Source organism: Rhodococcus koreensis, from assembly GCF_017068375.1.
Classification (GTDB): domain Bacteria; phylum Actinomycetota; class Actinomycetes; order Mycobacteriales; family Mycobacteriaceae; genus Rhodococcus_F; species Rhodococcus_F koreensis.
In genome coordinates, this window is record NZ_CP070609.1 from 4,948,160 (window position 1) to 4,965,865 (window position 17,706).

At 67.3% G+C, this 17,706-nt stretch carries 16 protein-coding genes; 5 read left to right on the forward strand and 11 right to left on the reverse strand.

Features of this window, described 5'->3' with window-relative positions:
- Positions 1 to 44: 44 nt before the first annotated feature.
- Both JWS14_RS22740 and JWS14_RS22745 read left to right on the forward strand, forming a co-directional pair.
- Entirely contained in the window at positions 45 to 1,778 is a 1,734-nt protein-coding gene (locus JWS14_RS22740) for an ABC transporter ATP-binding protein (protein WP_206014420.1), read from the forward strand.
- Positions 1,775 to 3,724 (forward strand): ABC transporter ATP-binding protein, encoded by a 1,950-nt coding sequence (locus JWS14_RS22745; RefSeq protein WP_072938308.1) that lies wholly within the window; start codon positions 1,775 to 1,777, stop codon positions 3,722 to 3,724. Before JWS14_RS22740 ends, JWS14_RS22745 begins: the two co-directional genes overlap by 4 nt.
- Before the next feature lie 42 nt (positions 3,725 to 3,766).
- On the opposite strand, the gene JWS14_RS22750 is transcribed toward JWS14_RS22745, so the two are convergent.
- Positions 3,767 to 5,008 (reverse strand): hypothetical protein, encoded by a 1,242-nt coding sequence (locus JWS14_RS22750; protein WP_206014421.1) that lies wholly within the window; start codon positions 5,006 to 5,008, stop codon positions 3,767 to 3,769.
- A 5-nt stretch (positions 5,009 to 5,013) separates the two neighbouring features.
- Entirely contained in the window at positions 5,014 to 6,897 is a 1,884-nt protein-coding gene (locus JWS14_RS22755) for a sulfatase-like hydrolase/transferase (protein ID WP_206014422.1), read from the reverse strand.
- A 106-nt stretch (positions 6,898 to 7,003) separates the two neighbouring features.
- On the opposite strand from JWS14_RS22755, the gene tgt reads away from it, so the two are divergent.
- A complete protein-coding gene (gene tgt, locus JWS14_RS22760; protein WP_206014423.1) occupies positions 7,004 to 8,248 on the forward strand; it encodes a tRNA guanosine(34) transglycosylase Tgt in 1,245 nt (414 codons plus the stop codon).
- A gap of 43 nt (positions 8,249 to 8,291) precedes the next feature.
- Here tgt and JWS14_RS22765 read toward each other — a convergent pair whose 3' ends face one another.
- The 3 genes from JWS14_RS22765 to JWS14_RS22775 form a co-directional block, all read right to left on the reverse strand.
- Positions 8,292 to 9,017, reverse strand: coding sequence for a queuosine precursor transporter (locus JWS14_RS22765; protein ID WP_095862892.1), 726 nt, complete (start codon positions 9,015 to 9,017; stop codon positions 8,292 to 8,294).
- A 115-nt stretch (positions 9,018 to 9,132) separates the two neighbouring features.
- Positions 9,133 to 9,768: an RDD family protein gene (locus JWS14_RS22770; protein WP_206014424.1), complete on the reverse strand. Its 636-nt coding sequence runs from the start codon at positions 9,766 to 9,768 to the stop codon at positions 9,133 to 9,135.
- A gap of 144 nt (positions 9,769 to 9,912) precedes the next feature.
- On the reverse strand, positions 9,913 to 10,917 hold the full coding sequence (locus JWS14_RS22775; RefSeq protein ID WP_241031442.1) for a DUF2189 domain-containing protein: 1,005 nt from the start codon (positions 10,915 to 10,917) through the stop codon (positions 9,913 to 9,915).
- 207 nt (positions 10,918 to 11,124) lie between these two features.
- Between JWS14_RS22775 and JWS14_RS22780 the strand changes: the two genes are divergently transcribed.
- Positions 11,125 to 11,688, forward strand: a complete 564-nt coding sequence (locus JWS14_RS22780; RefSeq protein ID WP_206016157.1) for a DUF4190 domain-containing protein — start codon at positions 11,125 to 11,127, stop codon at positions 11,686 to 11,688.
- Here JWS14_RS22780 and gluQRS read toward each other — a convergent pair.
- From gluQRS to JWS14_RS22795, 3 genes are all read right to left on the reverse strand, one after another.
- Complete coding sequence (gluQRS, locus tag JWS14_RS22785; RefSeq protein ID WP_206014425.1) at positions 11,657 to 12,613, reverse strand: tRNA glutamyl-Q(34) synthetase GluQRS; 957 nt, start codon at positions 12,611 to 12,613, stop codon at positions 11,657 to 11,659. The two genes, JWS14_RS22780 and gluQRS, sit on opposite strands and share 32 nt — an antisense overlap.
- Positions 12,614 to 12,625: 12 nt before the next feature.
- The gene (locus tag JWS14_RS22790) at positions 12,626 to 13,237 is read right to left on the reverse strand and encodes a TetR/AcrR family transcriptional regulator (RefSeq protein ID WP_206014426.1); all 612 of its coding nucleotides are present in this window, start codon (positions 13,235 to 13,237) and stop codon (positions 12,626 to 12,628) included.
- A 79-nt stretch (positions 13,238 to 13,316) separates the two neighbouring features.
- The gene (locus JWS14_RS22795; RefSeq protein WP_206014427.1) at positions 13,317 to 13,895 is read right to left on the reverse strand and encodes a dihydrofolate reductase family protein; all 579 of its coding nucleotides are present in this window, start codon (positions 13,893 to 13,895) and stop codon (positions 13,317 to 13,319) included.
- Between the two features lie 82 nt (positions 13,896 to 13,977).
- On the opposite strand from JWS14_RS22795, the gene JWS14_RS22800 reads away from it, so the two are divergent.
- The gene (locus tag JWS14_RS22800; protein WP_206014428.1) at positions 13,978 to 14,559 is read left to right on the forward strand and encodes a TetR/AcrR family transcriptional regulator; all 582 of its coding nucleotides are present in this window, start codon (positions 13,978 to 13,980) and stop codon (positions 14,557 to 14,559) included.
- Between the two features lie 112 nt (positions 14,560 to 14,671).
- Here the strand turns inward: JWS14_RS22800 and JWS14_RS22805 are convergent, their stop codons facing one another.
- The 3 genes from JWS14_RS22805 to JWS14_RS22815 are packed head-to-tail and all read right to left on the reverse strand — an operon-like array spanning position 14,672 to position 17,625.
- Positions 14,672 to 16,210, reverse strand: a complete 1,539-nt coding sequence (locus tag JWS14_RS22805; protein WP_206014429.1) for a metallophosphoesterase — start codon at positions 16,208 to 16,210, stop codon at positions 14,672 to 14,674.
- A gap of 48 nt (positions 16,211 to 16,258) precedes the next feature.
- Complete coding sequence (locus JWS14_RS22810) at positions 16,259 to 16,819, reverse strand: TIGR03086 family metal-binding protein (RefSeq protein WP_206014430.1); 561 nt, start codon at positions 16,817 to 16,819, stop codon at positions 16,259 to 16,261.
- Complete coding sequence (locus JWS14_RS22815; protein ID WP_206014431.1) at positions 16,816 to 17,625, reverse strand: helix-turn-helix domain-containing protein; 810 nt, start codon at positions 17,623 to 17,625, stop codon at positions 16,816 to 16,818. Before JWS14_RS22815 ends, JWS14_RS22810 begins: the two co-directional genes overlap by 4 nt.
- Positions 17,626 to 17,706: the final 81 nt, after the last annotated feature.

The window sequence follows — 17,706 nt, forward strand, 5'->3', positions numbered from 1 at the left end:
TAACCTTCGGACATAATGATGACCCGCCAGGATCGCTGCTGCCCATGTTGAATGCCCTGCTCACCACGTACCTCCGCCCGTACAAGCGGGAGCTCACGGCGGTCGTCTTGTTCCAGCTGGTCGCGACCGCGGCCGCGCTCTACCTGCCCAGTCTTAACGCCGATCTCATCGACAACGGCGTCACCAAGGGCGACACGGCCTACATCCTGTCCACGGGCGTCATGATGCTGCTCGTCACCGTCGTGCAGATCATCTGCTCGATCGGTTCGGTGTTCTTCGGTGCCCGTGCCGCAATGGGTTTCGGGCGCGATGTGCGCCGCGCCGTCATGCATCAGGTCGGGAGTTTCTCGTCCCGGGAGTTCGGCCGTTTCGGCGCGCCGTCGCTGATCACCCGCAACACGAACGACGTGCAGCAGGTGCAGATGCTCGTCGTGATGAGCTGCACGATTCTCGTGATGGCCCCGATCATGTGCGTCGGCGGCGTCGTGATGTCGATCCGGCAGGACGCCGGACTGGCCTGGATCCTGGCGGTCACCGTGCCGGTGCTCGCGCTGTCCATGGGTTTCGTGATCTCGCGGATGGTGCCCGCGTTCCGGGAGATGCAGACCCGCATCGACGGGGTCAACCGGGTGCTGCGTGAGCAGATCACCGGCATCCGCGTGGTGCGGGCGTTCGTCCGCGAGCGCTCCGAGATGCAGCGGTTCGGCGACGCCAACGAGCAGCTCACCCAGACCGCCCTGCGGGTCGGCAGGCTGACGGCGGTGATGTTCCCGCTCGTGATGGTGATCGCGAACGTCACCAGCGTCGCCGTCATCTGGTTCGGCGGTCACGAGATCAACAGCGGCACCATGCAGGTCGGCTCGCTGACCGCGATGCTCAGCTACATCATGCAGATTCTGATGTCGGTGATGATGGCCTCGTTCATCGCGATGATGGCGCCCCGCGCCACCGTGTGCGCCGAACGCATCGGCGAGGTGCTCGGCACGGACTCCACCGTGGTGCCGCCGGTCGATCCGGTCACCGTGCTGCAGAACCCCGGGGTGGTGGAACTGCGCGACGCCCAGTTCAAGTTCCCCGGCGCCGACGAGCCCGTGTTGCGCGACATCAGTTTCCGCGCCGAACCCGGCAAGACCACCGCGATCATCGGCGGCACCGGCTCCGGTAAGACGACGCTGCTGTCGCTGATCCCGCGCCTCATCGACGCCACGTCGGGCGCGGTCACCGTGTCCGACACGGATGTGCGCCGCATCGACCTGGACGTCCTGCGGGCCGGCATCGGACTGGTCCCGCAGCGGCCGTACCTGTTCTCGGGCACCGTCGCCACCAATCTCCGGTACGGCAAACCCGACGCCACCGACGAGGAACTGTGGCGGGCGCTGGAGATCGCGCAGGCCGCCGATTTCGTGCGCGCCATGCCCGAGGGCCTCGACACCCCGGTCGCGCAGGGCGGCACGACCGTCTCCGGCGGTCAGCGGCAGCGGCTCGCCATCGCGCGGGCGCTGGTGCGTCGTCCGTCGATCTACCTGTTCGACGACTCGTTCTCCGCCCTCGACCTCACCACCGACGCCCGGCTGCGTGCCGCACTCAAACCCGAGACCTCGGACGCGTGCGTCATCGTCGTCGCCCAGCGGGTCTCGACGATCGTGAAGGCCGAGCAGATCGTGGTCCTCGAGGACGGCGCGGTGGTCGGAATCGGAACCCACGACGAACTGCTCGAGACGTGTCCGTGTTACGTCGAGATCGTCGAATCCCAACGATCGGTCCAGGAAGCACTATGAGCGATCGCGCAACCACCACCACCGCCGAAAGGCCCGTCGGCCCGCGTATTCCGGGACCGGTCGCTCCGGGAGCCCCGGGGTCCAAGCCGCACGATCTGTGGCCGTCCACCAAGCGGCTGCTGCGTCGGCTGCGTCCCCACCGGATCGCCGTCGGCGTCGTTTTCCTCGTCGCCGCCGTGTCGGTGGTGCTCACGTCGATCGCGCCGCGCATGCTCGGCCAGGGCACGAACCTGATCTTCGACGGCATCATCGGCGCGCAGTTGCCCGCCGGAATGTCGAAGGATCAGGCCGTCGCCGCGCTGCGGGCCGACGGTCAGAACACGTTCGCCGACATGGTGTCCGGCATGGCCGTCGTCCCCGGGGTCGGTATCGACTTCACGGCACTCGGCCGGGTGCTGGCGATCGTGCTGGCCCTGTACCTGGGGTCGTCGGTGTTCATGTGGCTGTCGGGTTTCCTGCTGAACATCGTCGTGCAGGGTGTCGTGAAGAACCTGCGCGCCGAGGTCGAACGGAAAATCCACCGACTTCCGCTGCGGTACTTCGACTCCCACTCCCGCGGCGACCTGCTCAGCCGGGTCACCAACGACATCGACAACGTCTCGCAGTCGCTGCAGCAGACGATGAGCCAGCTGATCGTGTCGGCGATGACGGTGATCGGCATCCTCGTGATGATGATCGTCATCTCGCCGCTGCTCGCGCTGATCGCCGTGCTGACGGTGCCGCTGTCGATCCTGGTGACGGCGCAGATCGCGAAACGGTCCAAGACGCACTTCGTGTCGCAGTGGAAGTCGACCGGCGAGCTCAACTCGCACGTGGAAGAGGCGTACACGGGCCACGAACTGGTCACCGTGTTCGGCCGCGGCCGTGAGGTGGAGGCACGGTTCGAGGAGCAGAACGAGGCGCTCTACCAGGCCAGCTACCGGGCCCAGTTCATCTCGGGCCTGATCATGCCCGCGATCATGTTCCTCGGAAACCTCAACTTCGTGGCCATCGCCGTCCTCGGTGGCATGCGGGTGGCGTCCGGCACCATGAGCCTCGGCGACGTGCAGGCCTTCATCCAGTACTCGCGCCAGTTCACCCAGCCCCTCACCCAGATCGGGGCCATGGTCAACCTCATGCAGTCGGGTGTGGCGTCCGCCGAGCGGGTGTTCGCCATCCTCGACGAGGACGAGGAAAACCCGGACCCGGCCGACGCACCCAACCCGGCCGAGGTCTCGGGCCGGGTGGAGTTCTCGGACGTCTCGTTCGGCTACACGCCGGAGAAGCCGCTGATCGAGAACCTGTCGCTGGTCGCCGAACCCGGCCAGATGGTGGCCATCGTCGGACCCACCGGCGCAGGCAAGACCACCCTCGTCAACCTGATCCTGCGGTTCTACGAACTCGACGGCGGCAGAATTCTCCTCGACGGCGTCGACATCGCCGAGATGTCGCGAGACGACCTGCGGTCCCGCATCGGCATGGTCCTGCAGGACGCGTGGCTGTTCGGCGGCACCATCCGCGACAACATCGCGTACGGACGTCCCGGCGCCACCGAGGAAGAGATCCAGGCGGCCGCCCGGATCAGCTACGTCGACCGGTTCGTCCACTCGCTGCCCGACGGCTACGACACCGTCATCGACGAAGAAGGCAGCAACATCAGCGCCGGTGAGAAGCAGCTGATCACCATCGCCCGGGCCTTCATCTCTCAACCGTCGATCCTGATCCTGGACGAGGCAACCAGTTCCGTCGACACCCGCACCGAACTGCTCGTCCAGCATGCGACGGCAGTCCTGCGCAGCGATCGCACGAGTTTCGTGATCGCCCACCGGCTGTCGACCATCCGCGACGCAGACCTCATCGTCGTCATGGAGGACGGTCGCATCGTCGAGCAGGGCAGTCACGAAGACCTGCTCCTCACCCGCGGCGCGTACTACCGTCTCTACAACAGCCAGTTCGTCAGTGCGTAAACGCCTGTGAGTACTTATTAACCACGGGCGGTTAACAAGTACTCACAGGCACGCAGTGCTTCCGCCGGCCTCGAAGGTGGCGGTGTCGCAGTAGGCGGAGCGCGGATAGTACGGACCCATCGTGGTGGCGGGGTCGGTGTGATTGCTCTGCGACGCCTGCACCGACTGCGGGTAGAAGGCGTCGGACGGCAGCATGTACCGCAGGAACAGCACCTTCTTCGCGACGTCGGTGGAGCCCCAGGGGATGACGGTGACGGTCGGGTCGGCTGCGGCGCGGGCGGGGACGTCCTGAGGTGCGGCGACGACGTACGTGTAGTTGCCGTCGCCGTCGGTGCGGGTCTGGAAGTCGGCGGCGCACGCGACGACCGGGTAGGGCGTCAGCTGGTCGTTCTGGCACATCGACCAGTACCGCACCTGGCGGCCGGGTGCCGTGACGGGTTGTCCCGCACGGGTGTCGGGGAACGTGGGCGCCCGGCCCTGCACGACGACGATGCGTCCGGGCTGATAGGTCAGCCCCGCTCCGACGTATTTGTTGTCGCCGTTGGGGAACAGGCCCGACGTGCTCGCCGGGTTCACGAACGTCGCCTCGGGCACGTTGCCGGGGAACGCGCCGGACGCGGCGCCGGCGATGATCTGATCGAAGCCGGCCTCCGCGACCTGTCCGAGCGGGCCGTTGTCGTAGGCGGACGGGTCGAATTCGGATCCGCACGTCGGCACCGGCGACGTCCGGCCCGCGGACGTCAGTGTCACGTCGGGCAATGGGACTCCGCCCGACGGTGATGCCGGATCGTCGGGCACGTACACCCGGATGATGAGGAAGCCGACGGGTACCGACTGCGCGCCGGCCCCGGCGGGCAGGGCCTGGATCTGGTTGCGCGCGTGATCGGCCGGACCGGTCACGACCGTCGCGTGCCAGCGCTTCTGCGTTGCAGGCAGCGAACCTGCTGAGGCGTCGGTGAAAGGGTTGCCGCTGCCCGGGTCGGGCCCGATCTGGTTGTCGCGCAACGTGTCGACCGTGTCGAAGTTGGTTCCGTACGTGTTGAGCGAGAAATAGCGGGCGGCCGGGTAGGTGCCGCTCAGTTCGATGGTGTCGCCGGACGCCAACGCGTAGGGCAGAACCCAGTACGTCGCGCTGGCGTCGGGGAACGCGACATTCAGCACCGTCGAGTTGGACATGAACTGCCACGCGCACTGCGCCGTCGGCGGCGGGGCCGCGGAGGCGACGGAGACCCCACCCGACCACATCAGCAGAACCAGCACGGCGGCAACAATTTTCCCGGCCATATCCGTCAGAACACCTCCCCGAACGCGGTCAGCTTGTCGATGCCCTCGCGGTCGATCTGGCCGGGGGTGTACCGGTTGATCACCTGGATGTAGGTGAGGTACCGGGCCATCGCGTCCGCGCTCTGCTGAGCGAACGCCGGGGGCAGCGGCGCGGCGAGCTGAGTCGGCAGATACTGGGTCATCAACTGGGCGGCCATCGCGGGGCCGCGCGGGTCGTGATCGAAGGTGTTGTCGAGTTCCGCCCGACCGCGGTCGGTGGCGTAGTCGTAGAACTCGTACTGGAACGACGCCGGGTCGACGTAGGCGGTGGGCCCCAACCACTTCGAATACACCGCGACCTTCGCCTCGGGGGTGCGCAGCACGTAGATGTGGGTGGGCGAGTTGTTCCAGTTGATCCCCTGCGGTGCGTGCTCGTTGGTGGCGAGGAGGACGTGGTCGCGTCCTGCCGCGGCGTTGCTCCGCAGCAGCGGCAGGAGGTCGACGCGCTCGGCATACGTCGCGAACAGGTCCCCGGACATCCAGTTCCGGTCGCCGTAGCCGAGCGTCGCGAGCAGCGGCACGACGTCGACGCTCGACGTGAGCTGGCCGCGCGGGGTGTCGGTGTCGCCGGTGAACCGCCCGGTCGGGTCAGCAACGATCAGCGGGATGTGGAACGCCTCGTCGTAGGCGGTGGACAGCTTGCCCGCGACGAAGCCGTGCGCCCCGGCGTATTCGCCGTGATCGGACGTCATGACGAAGACGGTGTTCGCCGCGACGTCTTCCGGCAGCGAATCGATCACGGTGCCGATGTGGTGATCGACCATCGACAGCACGTTGGTGTAACTGTCCAGTGCCCGTTCCCAGTACGTGTACGGCGCGAACGCGATGTGCCGGTCGGGATCGGTGCCCTGGCCGTATGGCTGGAGGTAGTAGTTCGACAGGTTCTGGACGTCGTCGGTGACGCCGCCCCACACCAGCGCCTGGAACTCCCGCGCGAACACCTGGGTGCTCGGTTTCGACTGCAGCGCCTTCTCGGGTTCCCAGTTGGGCGGCACGGACGGGTAGCCCAGCCGCGGCGGGTCGCTCTCACCGGTGGTCACCGACCACGTCCGGGCGGGGCTGAGCGGGGGAACGTTGTTCGCGTACAGCGACTGGTAGCGTTCCGCTTCCGTTCCGGCCCAGAAGAACTGCTGGTCGTGCGGGTTCACGAAGCTCGCCGTGAGGCAGAACGGGCCGTCGGAGGGTTTGCGCGTCGACAACCACGCCGCGGCCTGGTCGGCGATGTGCCCGTCGAATTCGAAGCCCTCACCGTTCAATCCGATGATGTCGGGCATCGTCAGTCCGTCGAACCCGTACTCCTCGAGGTAGCCGGGGGCGAGTCCCGAATCCTCGTCCGGCGACGGCGACAGATGCCACTTCCCGACGTACGGTGTGACGTACCCCGCCTGCCGCAGCAGCTTGCCGTACGTCGGGAACTCCCGCCCCATGGCCGGGGACGGAACCGGCGACGCCCGATTGCCGGTCCGGGTCTGCAGCATCCAGTTCTGCAGCGGGTAGAGCCCGGTGACGAAACATGCGCGGCCGGGGCTGCACGCCACCCCGGCCGTGTAGTGCTGCGTGAACTTCACCCCGGGCGCCCACAACTTGTAGAGGTTGGGCATGAACCGTTGCAGGAACTGATCGGGAGTGGTGATACCGGCCGGAAAGACCTGGGGAAACCGCATCTCGTCGACGACGATGAACACGATGTTGGGCTGCACGTAGTTGTTCGGCTGGCGGCGCAGCGGTTGCTCCGACGCGTCCGCTCGACGGTCGAAGAGACCCGACATCACGGTCACCCCGCCCGCGACCGCGGCACCCGAGAGAAACGTTCGCCTGTCGATCCGATGGCCGGTCTTCTCGTCGCTCATGGCGGTTCCTCCGGTCGAGGGGATGGGATCGTCACACTCTCTGTACCCACTTTCGAACGAAGTAGTGATGTGTCGCCGGAAATGTCGCGCGTGATTGGATACACCCGTGAATGCCGTAGTCCCGACCCCGCCCGATCCGTTCTTCACCGTCGGCACCCGACTCGACGGACAGCTCGGCCGAACCGGAACCATTCACACCCCGCACGGCGACATCGCGACGCCGTCGTTCGTGGCCGTCGGCACCAAGGCCACCGTCAAGGCGGTGCTGCCGGAGAGCATGAAGGACCTGGGCGCGCAGTCGCTGCTCGCCAACGCGTACCACCTGTACCTGCAGCCGGGACCGGACATCGTGGACGAGGCCGGCGGGCTCGGCAAGTTCATGAACTGGGACGGCCCGACGTTCACCGACAGCGGCGGATTCCAGGTGATGTCGCTGGGCGTCGGATTCAAGAAGGTCCTCGCGATGGAAGCGGTTGGGGTGCGCTCCGACGACGTCATCGCGAAGGGCAAGGAACGCCTCGCGACCGTCGACGACGACGGCGTCACGTTCAAATCGCACCTGGACGGGTCGCGGCACCGGTTCACCCCCGAGGTGTCGATGCAGATCCAGCATCAGCTCGGCGCCGACATCATGTTCGCGTTCGACGAGCTCACGACGCTGCTGAACACCCGCGGCTACCAGGAGCAGTCGGTGGAGCGGACGCAGGCGTGGGCGGTGCGCTGCATCGCCGAGCACGAGAAGCTCACCGCCGAACGCGCCCACCGCCCGTACCAGGCGTTGTTCGGGGTCGTCCAGGGCGCGCAGTACGAGGACCTGCGGCGGCAGGCGTGCCGGGGGCTGGAGTCGATCACCGGGGAGAGCGGACGCGGCTTCGACGGGTACGGCATCGGCGGGGCGCTCGAGAAGCAGAACCTGGGCACCATCGTCCGCTGGTGCAACGAGGAGCTGCCCGAGCACAAGCCGCGGCACATGCTCGGCATCAGCGAGCCGGACGACGTCTTCGTGGCCATCGAGAACGGCGCCGACACGTTCGACTGTGTGAACCCGTCGCGGGTCGCGCGCAACGCCGCGATCTACCACCCGGACGGCCGGTTCAACATCAACACCAGCCGCTTCCGGCGTGATTTCACCCCGATCGACGAGAACTGCGACTGCTACACGTGCGCGAACTACACCAGCGCCTACATCCACCACCTGTTCAAGGCGAAGGAAATGCTGGCGTCCACGTTGTGCACGATCCACAACGAACGCTTCACGGTGCGGTTGGTCGATCAGATCCGCGCCAGCATCGAGGGCGGCTACTTCGAGGAGTTCAAGGCCGAGACGCTGGGCCGCTTCTACCGCACGTGAGTGGGAAAGCGTCCCCGGGGACGCTTTCCCACTCACGTGCGGGTCAGAGCTGGTAGGTGGGTTCGCGCTTCTTCACGTACGCGATGACGCGGTACGTGATCGGCATGACCAGCACCTCCACCAGGGTCTTCCACAGGAATCCGACGATCACGTAGTTGACGAAATCGCTCCACGTGCTGATGCCGATCGCGCCGGCGGCGATGGAGCAGAAGATCAGGGTGTCGGCGAACTCACCGACGATGGTGGAGCCGATGAGCCGCGCCCACAGGTGCTTCTCCTTGGTCCGCTCCTTGATCAGGACCAGCGTCACCGAGTTCAGCATCTGCCCGACGAAGTACCCGGCCAGCCCGGCGAGCAGCAGTCGCGGGTAGACGCCGACGACGGACCGCAGCGCCTCCTGGTTCTCGTAGAAGTCGGCGGACGGCAGTTCGATGAGGAGCCAGAAGCAGAACGCGGCCAGGATCAGGGCACCGAAGCCCAGGTAGATCGCGCGTCGCGTCGCTTTGAACCCGTACACCTCGCTGAGCACGTCGCCGAGGATGTAGGCCAGCGGGAACAGGAAGAAGCCGCCATCGGTGATGACCGGCAGGATCTGCAGCGGGCCGATGGTGAGCGACGAGTCGGCGAAGAATGCGACGCCTTTCGTCGCGCAGATATTCGAGATCAGCAGCGTCGCCGTGAAGAGGGCAACGAACGTGGGGTAGTACCCCCGGCTGACGTGCGCGAACGTCGCGTGGTCTGGCTTGGTCTGCTGATCTGAGGCTGTCACGCCGCAATCCAAGCACTTGCACGGGGAGAGGCGCGAATCAGGAACGGGTGAACGTACCTTTTGTCCGATCTGAGGCGTTGAAAGGTACGTTCACCCGCGCGATGGCCGTGCCGGGCTAACCCTGGACGACGCGCGTGCCGCCTGCCAGTTCGTCGTGCTTGCCCTGCTTGGTGGGGCTGCCGTTGATCGTCACGGCGATGACGATCGCCGTGACGAACCCGACCAGTCCGAACAGGAACCCGAGGAACGGGAACCCGCCGAGCGCGGCGAGGACGTAGAAGCCGTTCCTGGTCAGCGACTGCTGCTGGGTGGGCAGTCCGCCGTTCGGGCCCTCGACGCGCAGACCCAGGACCTGCTTGCCGACGGTCTGGCCCCGCGTCGTCTCGAGGAACACGAAGTAGCCCACGGCGGCGACGGCGGTGAGGATCGCGCCCAGGGCGCTGCCCAGGAAGGTACCCAGCACCAGCGAGATGACGATGGTGACCACGGCCGTCGGAATGCCGACGATCAGGCCGTCGATCACCCGCGCGCCCAGGCGGGGAAGGAGTTCGCCCGGCCGGGACGGGGTGAATCCGAAGTCCGGCTGCGCGAACGGCTGGGTGCCGGCTTGCTGCGCCGAATCGAACTGCGGTGGTGCGCCGAACTGTTGCTGCCCGTACTGCTGCCCCGCCCCGTTGTAGTGCGGTTGCCCGTACTGCTGCCCGCCGAACGGTTGCTGTCCCTGGTTGGGATCGAATCCGCCAGTAGTCATGTGTTCCCCCTCGAATCGTCTCGGATGACGCCTGAGCACCTTACGCAAGGGGTGGGAGTGACTCGAGTGACGGGAGTAGCAAAACGGGTGAGCGCGCTTCCTGCCCGAGGGGCGGGAGCGCGCTCACCCGTGGGGAGCGAACGGTCAGGCCGCGACGTAACGGCCGGTGAGCACGCGGTACGCGTAGGTCGACGCGATGATCGTGATCGGGATCGAGACGAGAAGTCCGACGCCGCAGAGGATTGCACCGACGATGTTGATGCCGACGAGGGCCAGGGCCAGCAGCAGCACCGGGCCGACGTTCTGCGAGATCGTCCGGAAGCTCGACTTGATGCCGGTGATCGCGTCCTCGTTCTGATCGATGACGAACTGCAGCGTCCACCAGGTCAGGAAGATAACGATCAGACCCGGGATGACGAGCAGGAAGAAACCGATGATGGAGGCGACACCGATGATGACGCTGGCGATGATGATCGCCCCGACGTTGGTGAACTGGAAGAACGACCCGAACGCCGGCTTGTTGCCGTCCACCTCGTGCAGCGCGCCCCGCACGAGCGCCGCGTTGATCAGGTATCCGACGATGGTGGTGACGATCGAACCGATGATGCGCCACACCGAGAACGCCGAACTCATGTCGGACGACGTGCTGAAGCCGCCGAAGATGAGGTTCAGCACCACCTGGATGACGGCGGCGATCAGCAGGATGCCGATCCAGATGAGCGCGTTGTCCTTGAACTTGTTCCAGCCGTAGCCGATCGCGTCACCCACCGAGAACTGTCCCGGCGTCTGCCCCGGGGCGCCGTAATCCGACATCGGCGGGGGCGGCGGATATCCGCCGGGCGGTCCCTGCGGAGGGGGCGGGTAATTTCCCTGCGGCGGCGGGTAATTACCGCCGGGCGGGGGTCCTTGCGGCGGCGGTGGGTAATTACCGGGGGGCGGCGGGTAGTTTCCACCGGGCGGAGGGGGATAGTTTCCGCCGGGAGGCGGTGGCGGATATCCGCCGGGCGGCGGTCCCTGCGGCGGCGGTGGGTAATTCCCCGGGGGCGGCGGATATCCGCCGGGCGGCGGTGGAGGATTGCCCCGCGGAGGGTATCCGCCCTGGTCACCACCTTCGGGTTTGTCGTTAGGGTCGTATCCACCAGTCGTCATGTGATCCCCTCAGCAAGAGTTGAGTGCTCGCGCGTGACAGTGCGAATAAACACTACGTGGACAATCCTTTACCCGCCTCCCTTTGGTCTGCTTCTTCTCCTGCGGTTTTGATGCTTTACGCTGGTTATCGTGACTAATTCTGGGGGATCGGACGATTCGAATCCGTACAACGGGCAGACACCACCCACTTACGGCGAGGTTCCGCCCTTGCCGCGCGACGGATACGGGGTCGACGAATCCGGTTATCCCACGTATTCGGCGCCCACCGAGAAGTACCCCGACTATCAGCAGCCGGGCGCGTACGGGACGTCTCCGAATCCGTATGCCGCGCCGAATCAATACGGCGGCGACCAGTACGGGGCCCCCAGCCAGCAGCAGTACGGGACGCCCAACCCGTACGCCGCCCCGAATCAGTACGGCACCCCGAATCAGTACGGCGCCCCCAATCAGTACGGGGCGGCGGGCCAATACGGTGGCCCCGCCCCGCAGTACGGCGCCCCGAACCCATACGGCGCGCCCTACCCGCAGTCGCGCGGGACGAACGGTCTCGCGATCGCGTCGCTGATCACGTCGATCGTCGGAGGTTGCTTCTACGGTGTCGGCTCCATTGTCGGCATCATCCTCGGCATCGTGGCGCTGGGCCAGATCAAGCAGTCCGGTCAGGAAGGCCGTGGGCTCGCGATCGCCGGGATCGCCATCGGCGGCGCCTACGTCGTCGGGTGGATCCTGTTCTTCGTGATCATGCTGATCGCGGCGGCGTCGGGGGCCTGACCACCCACGGTTCGCGGTGCAGGCGGGCCGGGTCGAATCGGGCGAGGAGGGTCCCGAGATCCACGGCCTCGCCCGGTTCCGCGAGCCCGAGCGACGCCGCCAGCACCCCGAGGACGTCGCTCGGTGTGCGTCCCAACGCTTTCAGGTCGGTGAGGGTGACGGCGCCGTCACGTTTCGCGAGCCGTTTGCCGTCCTCGTTGAGGGCGAGCGCGACGTGTGCGTACGCGGGGGCGGTGAGCCCGAGCAGTCCCGCGAGGTACGCCTGGCGGGGCGCGGACGAGAGCAGGTCGTCGCCGCGCACCACCTGATCGATCCCCTGGGCGGCGTCGTCGACGACCACCGCGAGGTTGTACGCGGGTGTTCCGTCGCCGCGGCGCAGCACGAGGTCGTCCACCATTCCGGAGTAGCTTCCGTGCAGGACGTCGTCGATGGTGAACGACGTGACGTCGGCGCGCAGACGCAGGGCCGGTGGTCGCCCGCCGGCGAGCCGGTCGGCACGCTCGTCCGGTGTCAGGTTGCGGCAGGTCCCCGGGTAGGCGCCCTGGGGTGCGTGCGGGGCCGACGCCGCCTTCAGGATTTCTCTTCTCGTGCAGAAGCACTCGTACGTGAGGCCGGCGGCGTGGAGTTCGGCGATGGCGGCGTCGTACCGCGGCAGTCGGTGCGACTGCGACACGACGTCGCCGTCCCAGTCGAGACCGAGTTCCGCGAGGTCGGCCAGTTGCCGGTCCCGGGCGCCGTCGCGGACGCGGTCCAGGTCTTCGACGCGCAGGAGGAATCGACGGCCGGTGGACCGGGCGAACAGCCATGCCAGCACGGCCGTCCGCAGGTTGCCGAGGTGCAGGTCGCCGGAGGGGCTGGGCGCGAACCGTCCCGCGCCCTCCGCGTGACGGGGCAGCGGTTCACTCTGACGAGACGGATGTGACATTGGGTCGAGGGATCAGCTGGCCAGTTCGATCGACGACGACGGCACGACGTCGGCGCCCTGCAGAATCATGCCGATCTGGACGTTCAGGGCGTGCTCGAGGTACTCGGCCGGGTACAGGTCCGGACTGCCGATCGCCTCGAGGGCGAGGCCGTCGACGGTGGCGAGGAGAAGCGCCGCACGGGTTTCCGCTTCCGGGGTGCCGATCGCGATGAGCACCGCGGACAGTCCGGTGCGGATGGTGAACAGGGTGGTGCGCCGGATCTCGGCGAGCGACGGGGAGGTGGCCGCCCGGACGGCGAATGCCGCCCTGACGTGCGCTTCCCGCGACCGTGACTCGTCGAGGGGGAGCAACTGCGACATCGCGGCGAACAGGTCCTCGGCGGGGTCGCCGCCGCGGTCGATATCCGCCAGGCGGGTGAGCAGTGTGTCGACGAGGGTGCGCAGCGCGAACGCGAACATCTCGTCCTTCGTGGAGAAGTGGTGCTGCACGGCGCCGATGGACACACCCGCCCTCTTGGCGACCTCGCGCACGCTGGCGCCCTCGAGGCCCGACTCGGCCGCGACGTCGAACAGGGCCGCAGCCAGGTGTTCGGGGCTGGTGGACGAGTACCGGCGTTCGCGCATGCCTCGAACATTACTTACGTATTGAATCAATACATGCGTCAGGTGCCCGTGTCGGCGCAAGTGGCGGGTGTGACTCCGGTTATCGGCGAACGTACGTCAGGAAAATCATCCCGCTCTCGAATGCGCGGGTCGAGGTCAGCCGGAACCGCTGGGGGTCGAATTCGCCGTCGAACAGCGGAATGCCGGTGCCGATCGCCACGGGGTTGAGCTTGATCCGGAGCTCGTCGACCTCGGGTTGCACCGCGGCGGCCAGCTTCCCGCCGCCGCACAGCCAGATGTCCTTGCCGTCCTCCTTCTTGAGTTCGCGCACCTTCTCGATCGGATCGCCCGAGACGATCTGAACGTCCGGGTCGGGCGACTCGGTGATCGTCGTCGAGAACACGTACTGTCGCAGATGCGCGTACGGGCTGGTCACGCCGAGGTCGAGGCCGGGCTGATAGCTGGCGCGGCCCATGAGCAGTGTGTCGAAATGCCGGTTGGGGGCATCGATTCCCATCGCTGCCCGCACATGGGTGGGGACCGTTTCGGGGTACTCGGCGATCATCGCGGGCATGTGATCACCCTCGAGCTCGAAGACGGTGCCGCTGGGATCCGCGCCGTCGGCGCCGGCGATGAATCCGTCGATGGTGGTGGCGACGTAGTAGACGAGTTTTCGCATGTGAGTCCTCCCGCAGTCGGTAACTACTCCATTTGTAGTACTATGACTACAGTGGTTGCAAGTCCTTTTTCGAGGAGTGTCGATGGCGCAGAATCCGGAACGACGTGCGGCACTCGTGAACGCAGCGATCGAAGTGCTTGCGCGAGAGGGTGCGCGCGGCCTCACCTTCCGTGCCGTCGACGTCGAGGCGAACGTGCCCAAGGGGACGGCCTCCAACTACTTCGCCAGCCGCGACGACCTGTTCGACCAGGTCGGCAAGCGGATTCACGAGCGGATGGGCCCCGACCCCTCGGTGATCGAGGACAGTGTCCGCAAGCCGCAGAATCTCGACCTCGTGATCGAGTACATGCAGGGACTGTTCGGCCGGATCACCGGCGACCGGACGGGCTACCTCGCGTTGCAGGAGTTGCGGCTCGAAGCGGTCCGCCGACCCGAGTTGCGCACCACGCTGACGCGCACCATCTCCGGCAACCTGGAGCGCGACATCGGGTTTCACCTCGACTCGGGACTGCCCGGCGACCGCGGCACCGTGCTGATGCTCTACCTCGCAATGAATGCGCTCATCGTCGAGCACCTGACGCTGCCCGGGGTGCTCGAGGGCGTCGACACCGACCGGCTCATCGCCGATCTGGTGACGCGCGCCGTCGCTACGCCGGACGCCTGAGCGTGTAGGCGTCCATGTACTTCTGGCCCGACAGCGTCATGAGGGCGTGCATCAGTTCGTCCGTCGCGGCCCGGACGACGTGCCGGTTGTCGCGCAGCTGATCGACTCCATCTCAGGGCGCGGGGATGACGGCGCGCGGCAGGTCGGCCCGCAATTCCATGTCGGTGACGAAGTCGCCGTCACCGGCCGCGTAGCGGCGCTGCGGATCGAAGTCCTCCACCCGGAAGCTGTCCAGGGTCGGGGAGTGCGTCGTGACCGCGAGGGTTCCACCGTCGACGTCGAACTGCAGCAGTCGCTGGAAGCCGGTCTCGCGGAGACCGTTCACCGTGAAGTACTGGTAGTCGGCCAGCAACTCCACGACCTTCCGGTCGGTGTCGCCCACCGTCCGGTCGGTGACCGTCGTCTGCCCGTCGACGTGCCCCGCGAGGACCAGGAACACCGTGTCGAACGGGACGACGAGCCGGTTCCAGATCTGCTGGCCGGCACTGGTACCGATGTCGCCGAACCCGCTCATCCGCAGCGAGCCGTCCTCGTCCAGGTAGTAGTGGCTGCCGATCACCACGTTGCGGTCCGGGTGGGCGGCCAGCACGTCCTCGGCCCACTGCAGGACGTGCTCGGGCGGGTTGTAGCCGATGTAGAGCATCAGGAATTTCGCGCCGGCGATGTCGAGCAGGTCGTAGTGCGCCGAATTGTCCGTGTCCGTGACGGATTCACCCCAGTACGGCCGGTCGCGGAACCGCCACGGACCGAAGAACTCGTTGTAGAGGGCGTGGTTCTTCTCGTGCTCGCCGGGAATGAGCCGTCCGCCCACGTTCCACAGGTTGTCGTGGTTGCCGGGCAGGACCCCGTACGGGACTCCGGCGTCCTCGAGCGTCGCCATCGCGCGGTCCGCCACCTCGAACTCGGGGCGCGCGCGGGACTCGGGCGCCCCCGGACGTATCCAGCTCTGGACGAGGTCGCCGGTGTGCATCGAATACGCGATCTTGCGTTCGGCGGCGTTCTCCGCGGTCCAGCGGGTCATGTCGAAATACACCTCGGGCCGGTCCCGGGACACGTACTGGGTGTCGGTGATGTGCTGCAACGCGAAGTCGTACGTGTCCGGGTCGGCGAACTGCTGGTCGGCGGTCGCGTTGGCCTCGCGGAAACTCCGGTCCTGTCGCGGGCTGTCGATGACGAGGATCTGCGCGGCGTCCTCGCCCTCGATCCGGGTGGTCAGCGTGACCGGGCCGCCAGGCTCGGACGGCTGCGCTGTCGCGACCGGCTCACCCCAACTCTGCGTTTCCTCGTCCCACACGTGCATCGCGAGGTCGTCGAGATTCACCGAACGTCCGTGCCACGTCACATCCGAGCCCGCGGTGTCCGGACCGAACCGGACCTCGTACCGCATGTACGGGTATTCGCCGAAGTCGTGACCGGTGGCCGACATCCCGTCCGACTCCGCACCCGGAACCCGCTGCGACGGGGTGGCCTCGCCGGAGGTCCCGGCGAACATCAGCGCCGACGTGAGCGGCGCCGACGTGACCAGGCCGCGGGCGGGCAGTCCGGACGCACCCCGGGGTTCGGGATCGGCCACCGCGACCACGTCACCGCCGAGCAGCGCCGCGGCCAGTGACACCGCCGTCAGCGCGGCGATCCTGCCCGGCACGCTCATGACTCGAGGTTACAAGCGCGGCCGGGCAGGGGTGAGGTGGAAGGACCGTCAGGCCTTGCGGCCGAGGAAGGCCAGGACCCGGGTCTGCTCGTCGGAGTCCGCGGGGACGTCCACGGCCGGGCCGCACACTCCGGCCGTGCGGATGTTGTCGCCCAGCTGCTCCGCGACGCCACCCACCCAGGTCAGGTCGTCGGCAGGGATGGTCTCGTCGAGGCCGGTGGCCCGCGCGAGGTCCCAGCCGTGCACCACCAGGTCGAAGCAGTAGAAGCTGTCGACGGTCTTGCCGAGTTCGGTGCGGCCGAAATGCCCGTCGTACTCGCGGCCCGCCTTGGCCGGATCGTCCAGGATCTCCTGCATGCCGTCGCGCGTTGCCGCCCACGCGGCAACCGGGTCTTCGTCGACGGACGGCGGCTCCGGCAGTTCCAGATCGACGACGGTGACGATGTAGCGCTGCGTGTCGATCACGTGCCGCACGACGTCGCGGGCCGTCCAGCCGTCACACGGAGACGCGTCGTCCCAGCGTGCGGCGGGCACGGATTCGACGCGCTTCGTGAACTTCGCGGCGAGGTCGCGGTAGTGGGCTGCGGGGGTTTCGGTTGTCGAGGTCATGCTGCCGATTCTTCCCCCGTCCGGGGCCCGACGGCTTGAACATTTCCGACATCGACGACGGATTCGTTTCCGTGCCAGTCGGGGGCCTCGCTGGCGAGGAGCTCGGACGGGGTGAGCGAGGAGATCCGCCGGCATTCCCGCGACAGGTGCGCCTGGTCGCTGTAGCCGGCGGTGGCGGCGAGTGCGGCGAGACCCGTCCGGGTCCCCGACTGCGCGAGCGCCATGAACCGTTGCAGCCGCAGGATTCCGCGGAGCGTCGCGGGACCGTATCCGAACGCGTCGTTGCATCGCCGCTGCAGTTGCCGCTCCGTGACGGAGGCGGCGTCGGCGAGCGCGCCCACGTTCCACGACTGCCGGGCCAGGGCCCGCCGCACGGTGCCGATCAGCGGGTCGGCCTCCGGCCCGCGGCTCCGCCACGCGCGCACGGCGTTCTCGAACAGGGCGATTCGTTCCGCGTGGCCGGGCGCGTTGTCGAGCCGGTCGGTCAGTGTCCGTTCCCACGTGGACCCGAGTACGTCGCCGAGGCCGACCCGGATGTTGCGGACCTCGGCCGCCGACGTCCGCAGCAGATGCGAGCCGGCGCCGGGACGGAAACGGACGCCGACGGATTCGGTGCCCGGCGGCAGCGTGAACGACCAGGCCGTGGTCTCGGGACCGCACACCCGGATCCCCACACCCCGGATCCACAGGATGTCCATGCACGCGTCCGGCACCAGCAGATGCTCGCCCTGCGTGCGCGCGGACCACCCGCACACGAGCGTGCCGGCAAGGTCGGGTGCCGACGAGGTCGGCGTGTACCAGCCCATGCACAGGAGCCTAATGACGGGTACCGACACGTGCGGGCCCGTCACATCGCCCGAAGTGCCCGCACCGGCACGCAACTCGAG